This window comes from Acinetobacter sp. CIP A162 (assembly GCF_000367905.1).
Taxonomy (GTDB): Bacteria; Pseudomonadota; Gammaproteobacteria; order Pseudomonadales; family Moraxellaceae; genus Acinetobacter; species Acinetobacter lwoffii.
The window spans coordinates 442,223-458,748 of the sequence record NZ_KB849158.1; the positions used below are offsets into that span (position 1 = coordinate 442,223).

The 16,526-nt window shown below is 43.4% G+C and carries 15 protein-coding genes; 6 read left to right on the plus strand and 9 right to left on the minus strand.

Going from position 1 to position 16,526, the window contains the following annotated elements; translation table 11 throughout:
* Nucleotides 1-58: 58 nt before the first annotated feature.
* Together lolD and F995_RS04790 are read right to left on the minus strand one after the other, a co-directional pair.
* Nucleotides 59-742: a lipoprotein-releasing ABC transporter ATP-binding protein LolD gene (lolD, locus tag F995_RS04785; protein ID WP_004645694.1), complete on the minus strand. Its 684-nt coding sequence runs from the start codon at nucleotides 740-742 to the stop codon at nucleotides 59-61.
* Nucleotides 735-1,970 carry a lipoprotein-releasing ABC transporter permease subunit gene (locus tag F995_RS04790; protein WP_004645695.1) on the minus strand — a complete coding sequence of 412 codons (1,236 nt, stop codon included), beginning with the start codon at nucleotides 1,968-1,970 and terminating at the stop codon, nucleotides 735-737. Before F995_RS04790 ends, lolD begins: the two co-directional genes overlap by 8 nt.
* Before the next feature lie 26 nt (nucleotides 1,971-1,996).
* Here F995_RS04790 and F995_RS04795 point away from each other — a divergent pair, with 26 nt between their 5' ends.
* Entirely contained in the window at nucleotides 1,997-2,560 is a 564-nt protein-coding gene (locus F995_RS04795; protein ID WP_004279140.1) for a PilZ domain-containing protein, read from the plus strand.
* Between the two features lie 9 nt (nucleotides 2,561-2,569).
* Here the strand turns inward: F995_RS04795 and F995_RS04800 are convergent, their stop codons facing one another.
* Together F995_RS04800 and F995_RS04805 are read right to left on the minus strand one after the other, a co-directional pair.
* Nucleotides 2,570-3,484, minus strand: a complete 915-nt coding sequence (locus tag F995_RS04800; protein WP_004645697.1) for a DMT family transporter — start codon at nucleotides 3,482-3,484, stop codon at nucleotides 2,570-2,572.
* A 21-nt stretch (nucleotides 3,485-3,505) separates the two neighbouring features.
* Nucleotides 3,506-3,991: a YaiI/YqxD family protein gene (locus F995_RS04805; protein ID WP_171054293.1), complete on the minus strand. Its 486-nt coding sequence runs from the start codon at nucleotides 3,989-3,991 to the stop codon at nucleotides 3,506-3,508.
* Nucleotides 3,992-4,241: 250 nt separating this feature from the next.
* Between F995_RS04805 and F995_RS04810 the strand changes: the two genes are divergently transcribed.
* Nucleotides 4,242-5,174 carry a hypothetical protein gene (locus F995_RS04810; protein ID WP_004645699.1) on the plus strand — a complete coding sequence of 311 codons (933 nt, stop codon included), beginning with the start codon at nucleotides 4,242-4,244 and terminating at the stop codon, nucleotides 5,172-5,174.
* Nucleotides 5,175-5,584: 410 nt separating this feature from the next.
* Here F995_RS04810 and F995_RS17085 read toward each other — a convergent pair whose 3' ends face one another.
* Nucleotides 5,585-5,716: a hypothetical protein gene (locus F995_RS17085; protein ID WP_005103875.1), complete on the minus strand. Its 132-nt coding sequence runs from the start codon at nucleotides 5,714-5,716 to the stop codon at nucleotides 5,585-5,587.
* Between the two features lie 39 nt (nucleotides 5,717-5,755).
* A complete protein-coding gene (serC, locus tag F995_RS04815) occupies nucleotides 5,756-6,835 on the minus strand; it encodes a 3-phosphoserine/phosphohydroxythreonine transaminase (RefSeq protein ID WP_004645701.1) in 1,080 nt (359 codons plus the stop codon).
* 360 nt (nucleotides 6,836-7,195) lie between these two features.
* Between serC and F995_RS04820 the strand changes: the two genes are divergently transcribed.
* From F995_RS04820 to F995_RS04835, 4 genes are read left to right on the plus strand one after another with little or no spacing between them, the layout of a single operon-like run.
* Nucleotides 7,196-8,656, plus strand: a complete 1,461-nt coding sequence (locus tag F995_RS04820; RefSeq protein WP_004645702.1) for a TolC family protein — start codon at nucleotides 7,196-7,198, stop codon at nucleotides 8,654-8,656.
* A gap of 11 nt (nucleotides 8,657-8,667) precedes the next feature.
* On the plus strand, nucleotides 8,668-9,798 hold the full coding sequence (locus tag F995_RS04825; protein WP_004645703.1) for an HlyD family secretion protein: 1,131 nt from the start codon (nucleotides 8,668-8,670) through the stop codon (nucleotides 9,796-9,798).
* A complete protein-coding gene (locus tag F995_RS04830) occupies nucleotides 9,798-10,928 on the plus strand; it encodes an ABC transporter permease (protein ID WP_004645704.1) in 1,131 nt (376 codons plus the stop codon). The genes F995_RS04825 and F995_RS04830 overlap by 1 nt, the downstream gene beginning before the upstream one ends.
* Entirely contained in the window at nucleotides 10,925-12,025 is a 1,101-nt protein-coding gene (locus F995_RS04835; protein WP_004645705.1) for an ABC transporter permease, read from the plus strand. The genes F995_RS04830 and F995_RS04835 overlap by 4 nt, the downstream gene beginning before the upstream one ends.
* Before the next feature lie 27 nt (nucleotides 12,026-12,052).
* Here the strand turns inward: F995_RS04835 and F995_RS04840 are convergent, their stop codons facing one another.
* The 3 genes from F995_RS04840 to F995_RS04850 all read right to left on the minus strand — a co-directional run bounded on the left by F995_RS04840 (nucleotide 12,053) and on the right by F995_RS04850 (nucleotide 16,508).
* The gene (locus F995_RS04840) at nucleotides 12,053-12,478 is read right to left on the minus strand and encodes a hypothetical protein (RefSeq protein WP_004645706.1); all 426 of its coding nucleotides are present in this window, start codon (nucleotides 12,476-12,478) and stop codon (nucleotides 12,053-12,055) included.
* Between the two features lie 68 nt (nucleotides 12,479-12,546).
* Nucleotides 12,547-15,528, minus strand: a complete 2,982-nt coding sequence (gene gyrA, locus F995_RS04845; RefSeq protein WP_004645707.1) for a DNA gyrase subunit A — start codon at nucleotides 15,526-15,528, stop codon at nucleotides 12,547-12,549.
* A gap of 320 nt (nucleotides 15,529-15,848) precedes the next feature.
* A complete protein-coding gene (locus F995_RS04850) occupies nucleotides 15,849-16,508 on the minus strand; it encodes a hypothetical protein (protein ID WP_004645708.1) in 660 nt (219 codons plus the stop codon).
* Nucleotides 16,509-16,526: the final 18 nt, after the last annotated feature.

A 16,526-nucleotide genomic window follows, 5' to 3' on the forward strand; every position in this document is an offset into this window, starting at 1 on the left:
TGCCCAATAATAAAGCCCACCGGAGTGAGCTTCAATCAAATGCGAATATTCTCGTTATTTATGGTTCAATCCAGAGACCATCCTGCATATGTAAAATCCGATCTGCTGCATGGGCTAGCTGTTCATCATGCGTCACAATCAGCATCGCCATATTGAACTCACGTTGCAATTCGGTCAGCAGTTCAAAAATCTTTGCTGCAGTCTTGCGGTCTAGATTTCCGGTCGGTTCATCGGCCATCATCAGTTTAGGTTTACCGACCACTGCACGCGCCAAAGCTACACGCTGACGCTCACCTCCGGATAATTCACCCGGCTTGTGAGTCAGACGATGCGAAAGACCAACACGTTCCAGCAAATATTCGGCCTGCTGTTTGGCTTCCTTAAACTTCATGTTGTCGCGTAACATCAGCGGCATGGCCACATTTTCCAGTGCCGTAAATTCTGGCAACAGGTGATGAAACTGATAAACAAAGCCCAAATGCTCATTCCGCACATAACCGCGTTCTGCTTCAGACAAGGTATCAAAACGGCGGCCATTCACCATGACCTGACCTGACGTCGGGCGATCCAATCCACCCAAAACATGTAATAAGGTACTTTTGCCTGAACCACTTGAACCTACAATCGAAACAAACTCACCTGCTTTTACCTGTAGCGACAAGCCGCGAATCACATCGACAGTGGCCTTGCCATCGGTAAAGGATTTGTGAATATTCTGGGCATCTAAAATCAGATTACTCATAACGCAAAGCCTCTGCCGGTTGAATTTTTGCTGCACGTAAAGCCGGATAAATTGTCGCGACAAAACTGAGTGCCAGTGACAAGCCTACAATCACCAAGACATCCTGCCAGCGCAGATACGAAGGTAAGTAGTTAATAAAATAGGCATCAAACATATTCAGGCCTAAAGTATTGTTGAGCCAGCCAATAAAGCTACTGATACTGGTTGCCGCAATAATCCCGAGGATGGCCCCTGCACAAGTTCCAATCACCCCAATCACGGTACCTTGCACCATAAAGATTTTGGTAATGGTGGCAGGTGAAGCCCCCAAAGTCCTTAAAATGGCAATGTCCGATTTTTTATCCGTCACCACCATCACCAGTGAAGACACAATATTAAATGCCGCGACTAGAACGATCAGGAATAAAAGCAGGCTGACCATGGCTTTTTCCATCTGAATCGCGCTGAACAGATTACCATGGGTATAAGTCCAGTCCGAAGCATAGAAATTCCCCGGCAAATCACGCACAATTTCCTGAGACACTTGTGGTGCCAGGAAAATATCATCCAGCTTCATACGCACACCCTGCGCACCATCCGGTAGACGCAGCAAGGTCGAGGCATCATTTAAAGCGATATAACCCATCATCGAGTCAACTTCAGCACCAATACTGAAGATTCCCACCACTTTAAAACGCTTGAAACGCGGGACGACACCAGCTGGTGATGGGGTGGCTTCTGGCAAAACCAGAGTAATATTGTCATTTAAACCCACACCCATGGCATCGGTCATTTGCTTGCCCAAAACAATACCAAATTCACCTTTTTTCAGGCTGTCGATACTGCCCTCAACCATATGGTTTTGTATAATTGAAACTTTTTTCTCATACTCGGGTTCAATCCCGCTGACCATAATGCCGGCGACCTGACCCTGTGCGGTCAGCATGCCTTGTAATTGAGTAAAAGGTGCGACTCCCTGAACATGCTCATGCCCTTCAATTTGCTTTGCAAGTTCTGGCCAATTTGTTAAAATTTGTGTTGAGGAAACAGTCGCTTGAGGTATCATTCCTAAGACACGATTCTTTAACTCTCGGTCAAAACCATTCATCACAGACAACACTGTAATGAGGACTGCCACACCGAGTGTGAGGCCGATCATTGAGACCAACGCGATAAAAGAAATGAAGTGGTTACTACGCCGTGCGCGAGTATATTTCAACCCTATATACAGCGAGATTGGTTTGAACATAACCATCTAGTCCGAGGTAATAAATTATGGAAAATGTACAGCATCCAAACGGATTTACGGAAAGACGCGTCATGTCTCGAATCGATGCTGCCTTACGAATTAATTATCAGATTATTTCCGATGATGTTGCCTTGAATGATCCTTACGATCCTAACTTCGTCTTGCCCCGCTATTTTCTACTACTTGCAGAACTAGATCAATTTGATCATGCGGTTAACTACGAATTAGAACAATTATCTGAAAAAGATCAACAAATTGCTCGAATCTTATCCTTATTTAATCAAAAGTTAAACCTTATTACCGGTTCTTTGTATGACGCAATTGTACAAAGCATGTTACCTGTGCCAGAGCAAGTGAACTTTTCAGAAACCGGTTTTAGTTTCTTTAATGAGCGCCCTATCGCTGAAGGCACCTATCTGCACGTGACTTTGAGTCATCCGGAAAATTTCTTCCATATTGCAGCAACCGCTCAGGTGGCCTACAGTCGCGAAGAAGAAAATGGCAAATATCGGACTGGTGCATATTTTATTACCATGCATCCCCAAGACCGTGTCAAACTGGGTGAATGCGTCAAGGCTCACTTTGTTTAAATTACTGCTTTAGTCAGTGCTGCTGGGTGATGAAAGGCGAGCGTTATAGCTCGCTTTAATTTCTCTGGAAAAATATAACAACAAACCAGCCAGTAAGATAACGACACCGAAGACAGCCCCACCCGATAATTTTTCATCATTCAGAATCACCCCGACAAATAAGGCCAGCATCGGCGTCAATACGGTGGTCAATGACAAAGTGGTCGCCTTGATTTTCTGCACCAGTTTAAAATAACAGAACATCGCAATCAGGGAAGCCATGATTACAGCATAACTGAGTCCAATCAGCGATTTTGCCTGTGGGATCTGGGTTGGTGCAAATTGCCAGATAAATGGCAACATGGTACAGGCCATGACCGCTGAAACAGCAATAGAACCGGCCGCTTGTGCCATAGGTTCGAGAGGTGCATTAACTTTTTTCACCCAGAACATCGAAACACAGTAAATAAAAACACTGAGCAACATCAGGCCTATGCCAATCGGCTGAATATGCTGATCTTTGCCACCGACACAGATAATGCCCAGACCCAGCAAGGCAATCGCCATACCACCCCACTGCGAAGGATAGAGCTTAAGCTGAAATACAAAACGGCCAATTAAACCGGTAATAATCGGCGCCAGTCCGAACATCAGGGCAATAATGCCTGAACTCAGATAATCCGTGGCCAGATAAGTGAAAATCTGTGAGCCGATAAAACTGCATGCGCCAGCCAGGTAACTGTGCATGGATAATTTATCTAAGGGAAAACGGGTTTTAAATAGCCACAACAAGGCAAATGCAAAAGGCAAAGCCAGAAAGAAGCGCAATGCCAGGGCCCAGAGCGGATGCAAATCCGTCACACTCCAGACGATAGCCAGCGGTGTCGTCGCCCAGATAAAAACCAATAAAAGATAGGTGGCAATCATATTGGTTTGTGTGGGCATGCGAGTCACTCTGAATAAGGCTTAAAGCGCGGAAGTTTTACGTTTTTGTTTTTGGATGGTCTGATCGAGTGCACTGGAAAATTCGCGTTTATCCCGCTCTGAAATCGGTGGCGGACCGCCCGTTTGCACGCCAGCTCCGCGTAGGCTGTCCATAAAATCGCGCAGGTGTAAGCGCGCTTTCACATTGGCCGTAGTATAAATTTCACCACGGGGATGAATCGCAATACCGCCTTTTTCAATCACTTCCGCAGCCAAGGGAATATCTTGGGTCATGACAATATCATGCTCTTTCATGCGCAGAATAATTTCTTTATCTGCCGCATCCGCCCCACTCATCACCTGAATTGAATTAATTCTGACCGAAGGTGTGATTCCGACTGGCTGATTGGCAACAAAAGTGACTTCCAGCTGATAGCGATCCGAAGCACGAATAATCACATCTCGCAGCATACGGGGCAATGCATCGGCATCGACCCAAAGTTTGAATGGCAACACAGGGCTTCCCATTAAGGTATAAATCATGGTTATTCTAGCAAATTGCAGTGATCAGGTTGATGATTAAATCGCTCCATTTTCATTGCATCTGTCATCAATATTTTAAAAAGTATGTGCCCGGTAAAACTGGCATGATTCACGCGAGAAAAAAAATTGACTTCATTTGACTGGCATTTTAATTTTAAAATTCATTCGATTGACTTGAAAAATCGCAATGACCCTCGATTAACTATAAATACATCATCCAAGATCAATTGTGCATATGAAAAATCAGAATAGCCCAGAGATCATCACCATTGATGATCAAAATTTCGGTAGTCATGTCGAACATTGGACCTTGCTCACCGACAACCCTGGCACAGATGTTCCACAGTGGTTAGGCAAAGCTCTTGATGAACCAATCATGCCGATGGGCCTTTGTACACAAGAATGTGATATGGATGCAGAGACCTGGCTGATTCAGGGACCGAGCAAAGCTGCGGTACAGTTGAGTCAAGTGATTGCCGTCGAAAACAACAAACCTCAAGCAGTAAAAACTGCATTTCCGTGCTTTGACAGTCCTTATCAGGTGAAAGCCACGATTGACCGGATTATTTCCTGTAAATCCAACACCCAAGCTGTATTGCGCCTGAATCTGGGTGCTAACAATATTATTTACGCTTTCGATAGCCTGTATAGCGTCAATCACCCACATTATGAAAAAGACCAGTCCTATGTGGTGAATCTGAATGGCTGGGCCTATGAACTTGAAGCGGTCACAGATCATGAGCATCTGGTGGTTGATGATCCGGCTTCGATCAAGCACCACCGTGCCTTGAATGATATTCTGGCTGCCAATAATGGTGTAGCGCCGGATAATCTGCAGGAACAGATTGATGCCTGGCAGCCGCAGTCTGAAGAAGATAAAGAACCTGTCACTGTAGATTTTTCTAAAATGGTGGCTTATCTATACGGCGAAACCATGGGTCAGGAAGATGAAGCTTGGTTTCAGGGCAATATTGTCGGTAAAACTACCATGCAATTTATGGATCAGGACTACACCCTGTATGATGTCACCCTGATTCATGACGAAGGCCAGCCTGCGACCTTGATCCGGATTGCAACGCGGAATGACCAGTACAAAAACTTCCAGATTGGCCAGTATATTCGTGGAAACTTGTGGATTCAGGCCAATATTTATAGAAAAGCAGCTTAAGTTCAAACATATAAAGAAGATATTCATTTTGATGGGTATCTTCTTTTAATCCATCTATATTCTTATTTGTCATTTTATTTTTTGATTATTTTTTATACATATTTTCTGGCTTAATAATCTATTTAAAGTCATTAAAAACCAAGTTATCCACATTTTTAAATTCAAATGAATTCATTTTAAATATTTAAAATGACCTTAAAAACCTTGTAAAAATAAGCATTTGATTTCTCATATAAATAATCTGATGTCGTGCAAATCTGATATTTAAATAAAATGAAAATTTATGCTCTTTAATTAAAAATGTACTTTATTTAATCAATTTTTTATGATAAAAATACTCACAACAAATTAGTATTAACGATAAATAGATCGGACAATAAATATCTATGAAAATCGTGCAAGAAGAAACATTACAACAGGTCGAGCATCATCTTAGCTCCCGCTATAATATTGATATGATGTCCTGCCTTTTTTTCATGTTGGGGATGCTGATCTGCGGATTCATCCTGCATACTTTTATTTTCTAAAATTATTGTATTCATAAAAAACCCAGCTTGTGCTGGGTTTTTTCGTTTCAGGAATTAACCATTGCGTTTGGCAAAGTCATCCATAAAGTTCACTAATGCCTGCACGCCCTCTAAAGGCACGGCATTATAAATACTTGCGCGCATACCGCCAACCGAACGGTGACCAGCAAGATTTAATAAATGCTGCGCTTCAGCTTCTTTCAGGAACTGTTTCTCAAGATCAGCATTGGCCAAAGTAAATGGTACGTTCATGATCGAACGGTTTGCTTTTGCAATCGGATTCGCATAAAAATCGCTTTGATCGATATAACCATAAAGTAAGTTAGCTTTCTCAAGGTTCACTTTGTGCATGGCATCTACACCGCCATTTTCTAGCAACCACTCAAACACCAGACTAGACAAGTACCATGCATAAGTTGATGGTGTGTTAACCATTGAGCCATTTTTCGCTTGATCTGAATATTTCAAGATGCTTGGAATTTCAGGTTTGGCTTGATCAAGTAAATCTTCACGAATGATCACCAGCGTTAAACCAGCAGGCCCGATATTCTTTTGCGCACCCGCATAGATCAAACCAAATTTAGAGACATCTACTGGCGCAGATAAAATACTAGATGAATAATCGCAAACTAATGGCTTGTCTGTTTCAGGAATTGAAGCAAATTGCAGACCGCCAATGGTTTCATTATCGGCATAATGCACATAAGCTGCATCATCAGAAAGATTCCATTCGCTTTGTGCACTGATCGCATATTTGCCATCAATTTGGACACCTGCTTTTACAACATTGATATCGCCATAACGTTGCGCTTCTTTCAAAGCTTTTTCTGACCAGATGCCGGTATCGATATAGTCTGCTTTGTTGTTTTTGCCAAGCAAGTTCAATGGAATTGCCGAGAACTGTAGTGATGCCCCACCCTGCAAGAACAATACTTTGTAATTCTCAGGAATATTCATGAGTTTGCGCAGGTCTGCTTCCGCTTTTTCAGCCATGGCAACATAGTCGGAACTACGGTGGCTCATTTCCATGATCGAAAGACCTTTGCCATGCCAGTCAAGCATTTCAGCTTGAGCTTTTTCAAGTACGGCAGTCGGTAATGCAGCAGGACCAGCACAGAAGTTGTACGCGCGCATGATTTTTCCTTTCAGAGTGAAACACAATAAAATGATGGCATTTAACCATATCTGGCAGGGTCTTGCACAAAATTATTTCAATCTATGAGTCAAGATAGAGTCAAAAAATCAATGTAGATTCACAAGATAAATTGACCAGTATTTTAGCCTGCTGTTTTTATCATCTTTGAACTAACAATTGAAAATATTCAAGATTAAGCCATTTTTTGATTCTAGATATTCCATTAAAAACAGCCGATAAGTATTTGAAATACAGATGTAAAAGAAACAATATTATAACTTTACACTAGTTCTATCTGCAAACCTTTGATTTATACTAGCCGGATAACATTATCGGCTTTAAATCAGTTTAGCGACTTTATGAACTTAAAGAAAAATAAAAGACAGCTTGTCTGGGGGTTAAATCTGCTTGCATCGATGATGTATGGCAGCTTTGCTCATGCGCAGAGCATCAGCTTTCAGGACGCTGAACGTCAGTTGTTGCAAAACTCTTATAGCAGCCAAGCCTATCAAAGTCTGGAGCAGGCTTCAAAACTTGAAGCTGAAGCAGTGAAAGGTATAGGTCTGCCACGAGTCGACCTGAATGTTCGTGCGTATGCCTTTCATAATGAACTCGATCTACCTTTAGGTGCATTAAAAAATAATTTAGAGCAATCCTTAACGGATGGTGTCAATAATAGAATTGATGAACTGAACTTAGGGGGTCTGGCTGACCCACTAAAAAATAGTTTAAGACAACCTATCCAAAATGGAGTTGGCTTAATTCCTGATAGTTCGAATGTCGTGCTGGATGATCAGGTGATTCGCCCGACGATTTCAGTCATGATGCCGCTTTATACCGGTGGACTGACAAGCAGCGCTAAAGAAATCGCCAATATTCAGGTCGGTCGTAGTCAGCTCAGCAACAAACAGCAGCAAGACACGCAGCGTTTTGAACTGATTCAAAGTTATTTCAATGTGCAGCTTCAAAAGCAACTGCATGCAGCTGCGCTGTTTAACCTGAATGCCATGCAGCAGCATTATCGCAATGCCTTAAAGATGGAACAGCAAGGTTTTATCAGTAAAGGCCACCGCATGCAGTTTGAAGTGGCACGCAATAATGCCGAGCGCAGCCAGCAAAACACGCAAGCCAATTTGAATGCTGCCCTTTTCCATCTGAATAATCTGCTTCAGGAAAGTAGCATCACTGAGCTTTCAACGCCTTTATTTGTCAATAAAACCAAGCCACAGGCCTTAAATCATCTGCTGAAAACCTTTAGTCAGAACTCTGCGTTGATTCAAAAAATGCAGCTGGATACCCAATTGGCTCAAGCCAATGTCAAAGCCCAGCAAGCGGCAAAAAAACCGAATGTTTTTGCTTTTGGCGAATATAGTCTGGATCAAAATGAAAACTGGATTGTCGGGGTTGCCGCACGCTATAACCTGTTTTCCGGGATCGATAAAAACAAAAATATTCAGGCTGCCGAACTCAAACGCTCTGCTACAGAATTACTCACTGCACGCACCCAGCAGGAAATTGAAAATCTGATTTATAAATCTTATAGCGAAGCACTCAGCGCACAGCAAAGTGATGCGCTTCTGGCACAAAACTTGAAAGCCGCACAGGAAAATTTACGCATCCAAGAATTGTCCTTTAAAGAAGATATGGGCACCGCCATACAGGTCATCGATGCACAAAATATGCTGAGCGGACTACGAGCCGAAACTGCCTTGAATGCTTACAAATATGTGATGTCACTGGCCACACTATTACAAAGCCATGGCTCGATTGCAGAATTTCCGAACTACATCCAACATACCAACACTCACTATATTCGCTAATGGAGCCGAACATGAACGAAGATCAAAAACCCAATGATCCTGTGAATGAAGCGGCTTCATCCAGCGATACAGAAAAATCGCCTGCGCAACAGGTAGAAACAAAAACTGAAATAGAAAACAACGCGACGACTTCGACCGAGCAACAACAAGCTCCTGAAATCGCTAAAAAGAAAAAATATTTATTGCTCGCCCTGATTCCAGTTCTGCTGGCAGTCATCGCATTTGGATTATGGAAAAGCTACCAACCGGCTCCGCTGGAATTGCAGGGTCGTGTAGAAGCTGAAACGGTTCAGGTGGCGACCAAAGTGCCAAGCCGTATTGAAGAAATCTATGTAGAAGAAGGTCAGCGGGTCAAAAAAGGCGATGTGCTGGTGCGCTTAAACAGCCCGGAAATTCAGGCCAAAAAACAGCAAGCCGTAGCGGCTTTACAATCTGCGCTAGCCTTACAATCGACTGCTGAACGTGGCTCGCAGGAAGAAAATATCGCCAGTCTGTATGCCAACTGGCAATCGCTGAAAGCACAGCAAAATTTAGCCAAAGTTTCTTATGAGCGTGGTGCAAATTTATTTAAGGAAGGTGTGATTTCACGCCAGCGCCGTGATGAATTGTATGCAGCCAGTCAATCAGCGGCGCAAATGACAGAGGCGGCGTATCAGCAATATGCACGTGCCAAACGTGGCAGCACTTCGCAGCAAAAGAGTTCTGCCGATGCACAGGTAGATATTGCCCAGGCTGCGCTGGATGAAGCCAATGCTTTAGAAGCAGAAACTCAATTAGTTGCACCTGTAAACGGAACGGTGTCTAAAACCTATGGCAAAGTCTCGGAGCTGGTAGCCACCGCAGTCCCTGTAGTCAGTCTGATTGAAGATCAAATGTGGGTGAGCCTGAATATTCGTGAAGACCAATATGCCCCATTTCAGAAAATGAGCAGTATTGAAGGTTATATTCCCGCCCTAGATAAAACCGCCACTTTTAAAATCAAGCAGATCAGTGCCGAGGGCGAATTTGCCACCATTAAGACCACACGCCAAACCGGCGGTTATGATGTACGAAGTTTTAAGCTGCATCTTGTGCCCGCACCAGCAATTCCTGAACTCAGAGTCGGGATGAGCGTGTTATTTAAACTGAAAGAGACCCGATAATGTGGACGGGTATATGGCGCGAACTGCGCTATCTGCTCCGAGAAAAATGGGATCTGTGTCTGGTCACGCTGGCACCTGCACTGGTGATTATTTTATTCAGCAGCATGTTTGCTCAAGGGAAACCGGATCATTTACCGATTGCGATTATTGATCAAGACCAGAGTGCGCTGAGTCAAAGCATTTATCAGCATGTGGCGCTGAATCATACTCTTAAAATTGCTACGGTGTCGGAACAAACAGCTGAGATTGAGCGCCTGCTAAATCAAAATAAAATTTGGGGTTATATCCATATTCCAAGCGGCGCCGAGCAACGTCTGGTTCGTGCTCAGGATGCTGACATCAGTATTGCCTTTAACCAGAGTTATTTCAGTATCGGAAATACCATTTCGTCTGCCATGCTGGTTAGTACCCTGCAAGCACTCGCTGAATTTAGCGGACAGCAATATCTGGGCAACCGGCTGCCCTCTCTCGAAGCACCGTCACCGCATATCAAAATATCGCCACTGTATAATCCGCAGCTGAATTATGAATTCTATCTGGAACCCTATGTCATTCCGGCAATTCTGCATTTACTACTGTGTTGTTGTGTGGCATTTTCCGTCGGTCAGGAACTGAAGCGGCAGACCTTAACAAGCTGGGTCAGCAACTCATCCATCTGGATGGCATTGCTGTCTAAGAACCTGGTCTATGTGGCTATTTTTAGTCTATGGACCTGGATCTGGATGTTCTGGCTGATTGAAATTCGCGGCTGGTTTGTTGCCGGTTCGCTCAGCCTGATTCTATCGGCACAATTTCTGCTATATAGCGCTTATGCATTTTTAAGCAGTGCAGTGGTTCTGGCAACCAAAGATTTAAGTAAATCTTTTGGCATCATTGCGGTCTATGGCGGTTCATCTTTAAGTTTTGCCGGTGTGACTTTACCTTTAAATAATGCGCCCCTATTCACCCAGTTTTGGTCCAATATTATTCCGTTTACGCCCTATGCCAAATTACAAACTGAACAATGGGTGATTGGTAGTCCATTGCATATTTCACTGCAAGCTGGATTAATGCTGCTGATCTATGCCCTAGTCTACGCTTTGCTGGCTTATCTGTTTCTTAAAAAAATAGCTAAAGGAGCAGTCCAATGAAATCCCTCTGGTTTTACTATCTGCAAAGCTTCAAGGATATTGTCAGTCACGGCACGATCTTTACCACGCTTATTCTATCCGTCTTATTTTACAGCTTTTTTTATCCAACCGCTTATCAGGCACAGCAGGCTGAAGCCTTACCGATTATTATTGTCGATGAAGAACAAAGTAACTTAAGCACCCGTATTATTGGTCAGGTGGCACAAAGCCCCAATGTAGAAATTGAGGCGATTACCGGCAATTTTGCCGAAGCCAAACAATGGGTTGAATCTCAAAAAGCCGATGGCATTTTACTGCTACCGGACAATTTATCGCAAAGCTTAAGGCATGGTGAAACAGGCGGCATTGGACTGTATTTAAGCACGGCCAACTTTTTAGTGACCAAACAAATTGGTCTGGGCTTAGCTACATCAGTTGAGCAAACTTTGACAGATTATACTGAACGCTTTGGCAAGATCTCGGATTTTTCACCTGCCCTTTCTGTGCATCAAATTCCTTTATTTAATCCGCTGTCCGGCTATGGCAGCTATGTCTTTCCTGCGGTTGCACCTTTAATTATTCACCAAACCATTCTTTTGGGTTTGAGTATGCTGATTTTGGTATATCGGGAAAGAAAAGTAGAATTAAACGCAAATGCATTGATTGGGATGTGTTTAGCGGTCTTTACTATTGGCTGTCTGGGATGTTTCTATTTATTCGGTTTTAGCTTCTGGCTATTTGATTATCCGCGCGGTGGCAACCTGCTTGGGATGCTGCTGGCTGTTCCGGTTTTTATCTACACAATAATTGGCATGACCTGTCTATTTGCCAGTTTTCTGGATCTGCCAGAACGTGCGGGGCATGTTATTGTATTCACTTCCATTCCACTATTCTTTTTATCTGGTGCGGCCTGGCCGCATGCCGCCATGCCCACCTGGATGCAAGTCGTTGGCGAAATCCTGCCTTCCACCCAAATTGTGCAGATGTTTATTCAACTCAATCAAATGGGTGTGCCTACAGAGCTAGTCTTGCCTAAACTGCTCTATCTTGGAATGATCGGCAGCATGTGCTTTTTCTTGGCTTATCGACGTTTAATTTCTGGTCATCAAAGCAGATAGAACATTATAGCAATGCGCCTATTCCACTTATTTACTTGATTCGCCAAAGACCTGAATATTGAAATTACGAATCTTGTTGCTACCATTCGGCTTATCAAAACTCACATCATACTGAACCAGATTCTCCGGATAGGCAATTTCATAACTGACCTTATATTGTCCAGGCTGATTGGTTACTTCTTCGATCTCTTTGGTCATTAAAGTCTTAGACTTGTATTCACCTTGAGGAATTGAACGTGAAAAGCGTTTCATCAGCTTTTCATTATCCTTAAACTGGGTTTGCAACTGCGGTTCTAACTGATCCAGAAATTCCTCATATTTCCCGTCACGCAAATCCTCATAAGCCAGCTGTGCCGCCTTTTCCTGTTCAGGACTCGGATTCGGAATATTGTCCATTGAATTACAGCCAGTCAATGCAACCGCTGCTGCCAACAACATTAATTTGGTTTTCATCGCTTACCCTTATGCAGTCAAGGTTTATAAAAAAGGACGCCGAAGCGCCCTTTTTATCAGTAAAAAACTTATTCTTCTACTGAATTTTCACCATCTTTTGCAACTTGCTCAGTTTCAGCTGCTACATCTGTTTCTGCTACTAAAGATTCTGCACCTTCAATCGCTTCAACAAACTCATCTTCTTCAACCGCTTCGATTGAAACGACACCAACCAGCAATTCCTCATTACCTAGGCGGATCAGACGAACACCCTGTGCGTTACGACCGGTTTGCGCCACTTCAGATGCACGGGTACGAACCAGCGTACCGCCATCAGAGATTAGCATCAGTTCTTTAGAAGCATCGATGGCAACAGCGCCCACCAATTGACCGTTACGTTCAGAGGTCTTGATCGCAATCACGCCCTTACCGCCACGTTTCTTGGTCGGGAAATCGTCTACTGGAGTACGTTTACCATAACCATTTTCAGATGCACACAGTACTTCGCCAGTTTCAGGTACTACCACCAGTGACACAATACGGCTAATCAATGCTGAATCTGAACCATCTTCGTCATCAGACTCGATCTCAGTTTCATCATTTTCTTCTAGCTGTGCAGCTGCACCAATAGTCACGCGCATACCACGTACACCTTTGGCAGAACGGCCCATTGAACGTACATCAGTCTCTGCGAAGCGAATGGCTTTACCTTCGTTCGAGAACAACATGATTTGCTGTTCGCCATCAGTAATCGCTACACCAATCAAGGTATCATCGCCATTCAGCTCAATCGCACGTAAACCGTTTGAACGAACATTTGAGAACTGTTCAAGCTCTACACGTTTAATCGTACCGTATTCAGTCGCCATAAACACATAGAAGTTTTTACGTACCGCTTCAGCCTGCTGAGCAAAGTCATTGATAATGTCATCATCAAGGTCTGTTGCAGAAAGCTCCAAGCCCAACTGTTTCAATTGAATACGCAATGCATCAGAAATATCATCCGCACCATCTTCAGATTCAGTCAGGGCAGCTTCAAGCTCGGCAAAATGAGCATTGATCACTTCATTGGCTTGCAACTGCGCTGCATTGGCTTTTACAAATGCCTTGAAGTCAGCCAGACGTTCTTTAAATTTCTTCGGCGCGTCAATGACAGGCAAGATCGCAGTAATGGTCTCGTTTTCATCCAGTGGCAGCAAATTCACCATTGGGCGGCCTTTGGCACCACGTGATGCTTGCGGCACTTCATACACTTTCAGACGATAGACCTTACCAACGTTGGTAAAACAAAGTACTGTCGCATGACTTGAAGTCACAATCAGATGTTGAATGTAATCATCTTCTTTCATGCTAGTCGCAGACTTACCACGACCACCACGACGCTGTGCAGCGTAGTCAGACAATGGTTGAGTTTTTGCATAACCTGATTTCGATACCGTCAGAACCATTTGCTCTTCAGGAATCAGATCTTCACGAGAGAAATCGATACGTGACTCGACAATCGATGTTTTACGTGCATCGCCATACTGCTGAAGAATTAATGCCAATTCTTCACGAATCACGTTCATCAACAGATTAAAGTCATTCAAAATTGCAGTCAGTTCAGCGATTTGTGACAGGATTTCACTATATTCAGCATGTAACTTGTCTTGTTCCAGACCGGTTAAACGGTGCAAGCGAAGTTCCATAATCGCATTCACCTGGGTCGGTGACAGACGATAAATCTCGCCATCCAAACCAAAGGGGCGACTTGGGTCTTCACCTTCAATCTCATCCGGACGCACAGAAACCGAACCGGCTTTTTCTAGCAATGCCAAAACACCGCCACCAGCCCATTCACCTGCCTGCAAACGCTCACGCGCTTCAGCCGGATTCGCAGAACTCTTGATGGTTTCGATGATGGCATCAATATTCGCCAGAGCAACGGTTAAACCTTCCAAGATATGACCGCGTTCACGCGCTTTGCGTAATTCGAACATGGTACGACGCGTGACCACTTCCTGACGGTGACGGATAAACGCTGCAATGATGTCTTTCAGATTCATCAATTTTGGTTGGCCATTGTCCAGGCAAACCATATTGATGCTGAAAGAGTTTTCAAGTTGTGTGTTCTGGAACAGGTTGTTCACGATCACTTCGGCGTTTTCACCGCGCTTCAGGTCAATCGCGATACGCATACCGTCTTTGTCAGACTCGTCACGAAGCTCTGAAATGCCTTCGAGTTTTTTCTCTTTGACCAGTTCAGCAATACGCTCAATGGTTTTTGCTTTATTGACCTGATATGGAATTTCAGTAAATACGATGGTGGTACGGCCATTTTTCGGATCTTCTTCGAAATGGTACTTACCACGGATATGCAAACGACCCTTACCGGTACGGTAAGCATCGACAATGCCTGATTTACCGTAAATAATACCGCCTGTCGGGAAATCCGGACCAGAAATATGTTCCATCAATCCTTCGATGCTGATCTGAGGATCATTAGCATAGGCCAGACACGCATTCACAACTTCAGTCATATTATGCGGCGCCATATTGGTCGCCATACCGACTGCGATACCAGTGACACCATTAATCAACAAGTTCGGTACACGGGTTGGCATGACTTGAGGAATACGCTCAGAGCCATCGTAGTTGTCTTCCCACTCGACGGTATCTTTTTCAAGATCCGCTAACAGTTCGTGGGTCAGTTTACGCATACGCACTTCAGTATAACGCATGGCTGCTGCGCTATCGCCATCGACCGAACCGAAGTTACCTTGACCATCAACCAATTGGTAACGCAAGCTGAAATCTTGCGCCATACGTACAATGGTTTCGTATACGGCAGAATCACCATGCGGGTGATATTTACCGATCACGTCACCGACTACACGTGCAGACTTTTTATAAGCTTTGTTATAGTCATTGCCTAATTCGTGCATTGCGAAAAGCACACGACGATGAACAGGTTTTAAACCATCTCGTACATCGGGCAATGCACGTGACACAATCACGCTCATCGCATAATCGAGATATGAGCTTTTAAGTTCATCCTCAATGGCAATCGGTCTAATTTCCGATACGCTCATGCATACTCCTTATTCTACAAGCCAGTTTTGGCTTGTATTTATATGTCGTAAAACTAGCAAAATCATTAACTCAAACGACTGAGTTAAAAACTAAAATACAGCCCTAAATTATAGCATAAACACTTGTATTTTTGTGTCGAAATATTCAGCTTAACCTTGTTAATTATCTTCATTTTAGTGATCATTTTCTTGTTATTTCAAAACCGAAAACCAGCACATCCAGACAGGATTTTTCCATACCCAAAATTTTGAGAAATACAGGAGTACAAAAACAAAATGCGCCAATCAACTGGCGCATCTTCATCGTTTTTTCTATATTTTTATTGTGCCTGGTTCAGTACTTTACGATAGCTCAGCACAGCCACAATCAATAAAACTGGCAATAACATCTCCACCCCTTCCTCAATAGTCATAATCATGATTTGTGTATGCGGCACCAACTGGATGCCAAATTCATCTTTCAGGGTTGAAGTCGTGCGATCGAGCACCTTGCTTAGTCCGCCACAGGCAATGGTAAGGAAGATAAAAAAATGTGCAATATTCAAAGAATCTTTCATGCTTCGTATGGTTTGAACCAATTTTTTCGCCAATATCAGAAAGACAAAAATAATCCCGAGCAATAAAATAAATCCGAGCAGCTTATCCATGAGCGGAATTTCAGCACTACGATAGAAATTCGTTTTGATAAAGCTAATTTCAAACACCTGCTTATGAAAATCCATTTCCCGTAATCCCAACAATATCGCTGCTATAGCCGTAAACACTCGGGTATTGGGCTTGATTTCAACATTAAGCAAACACAGCACTGCCAGCAAGTACCATAACCATGGACTCATGACTTCAAAAGCGCCTGATTCACTAAATAAATACTGAGTCACCGCAGGCGGTGCATTCAGGGCAGTATGAATACAAATACCCAGATAAAGCGCAATCAGCAGAAAACTAATGAACAGGATATGGGCGGCTTTGGAAAAGGACATGATTAAAAACAGGAGAAA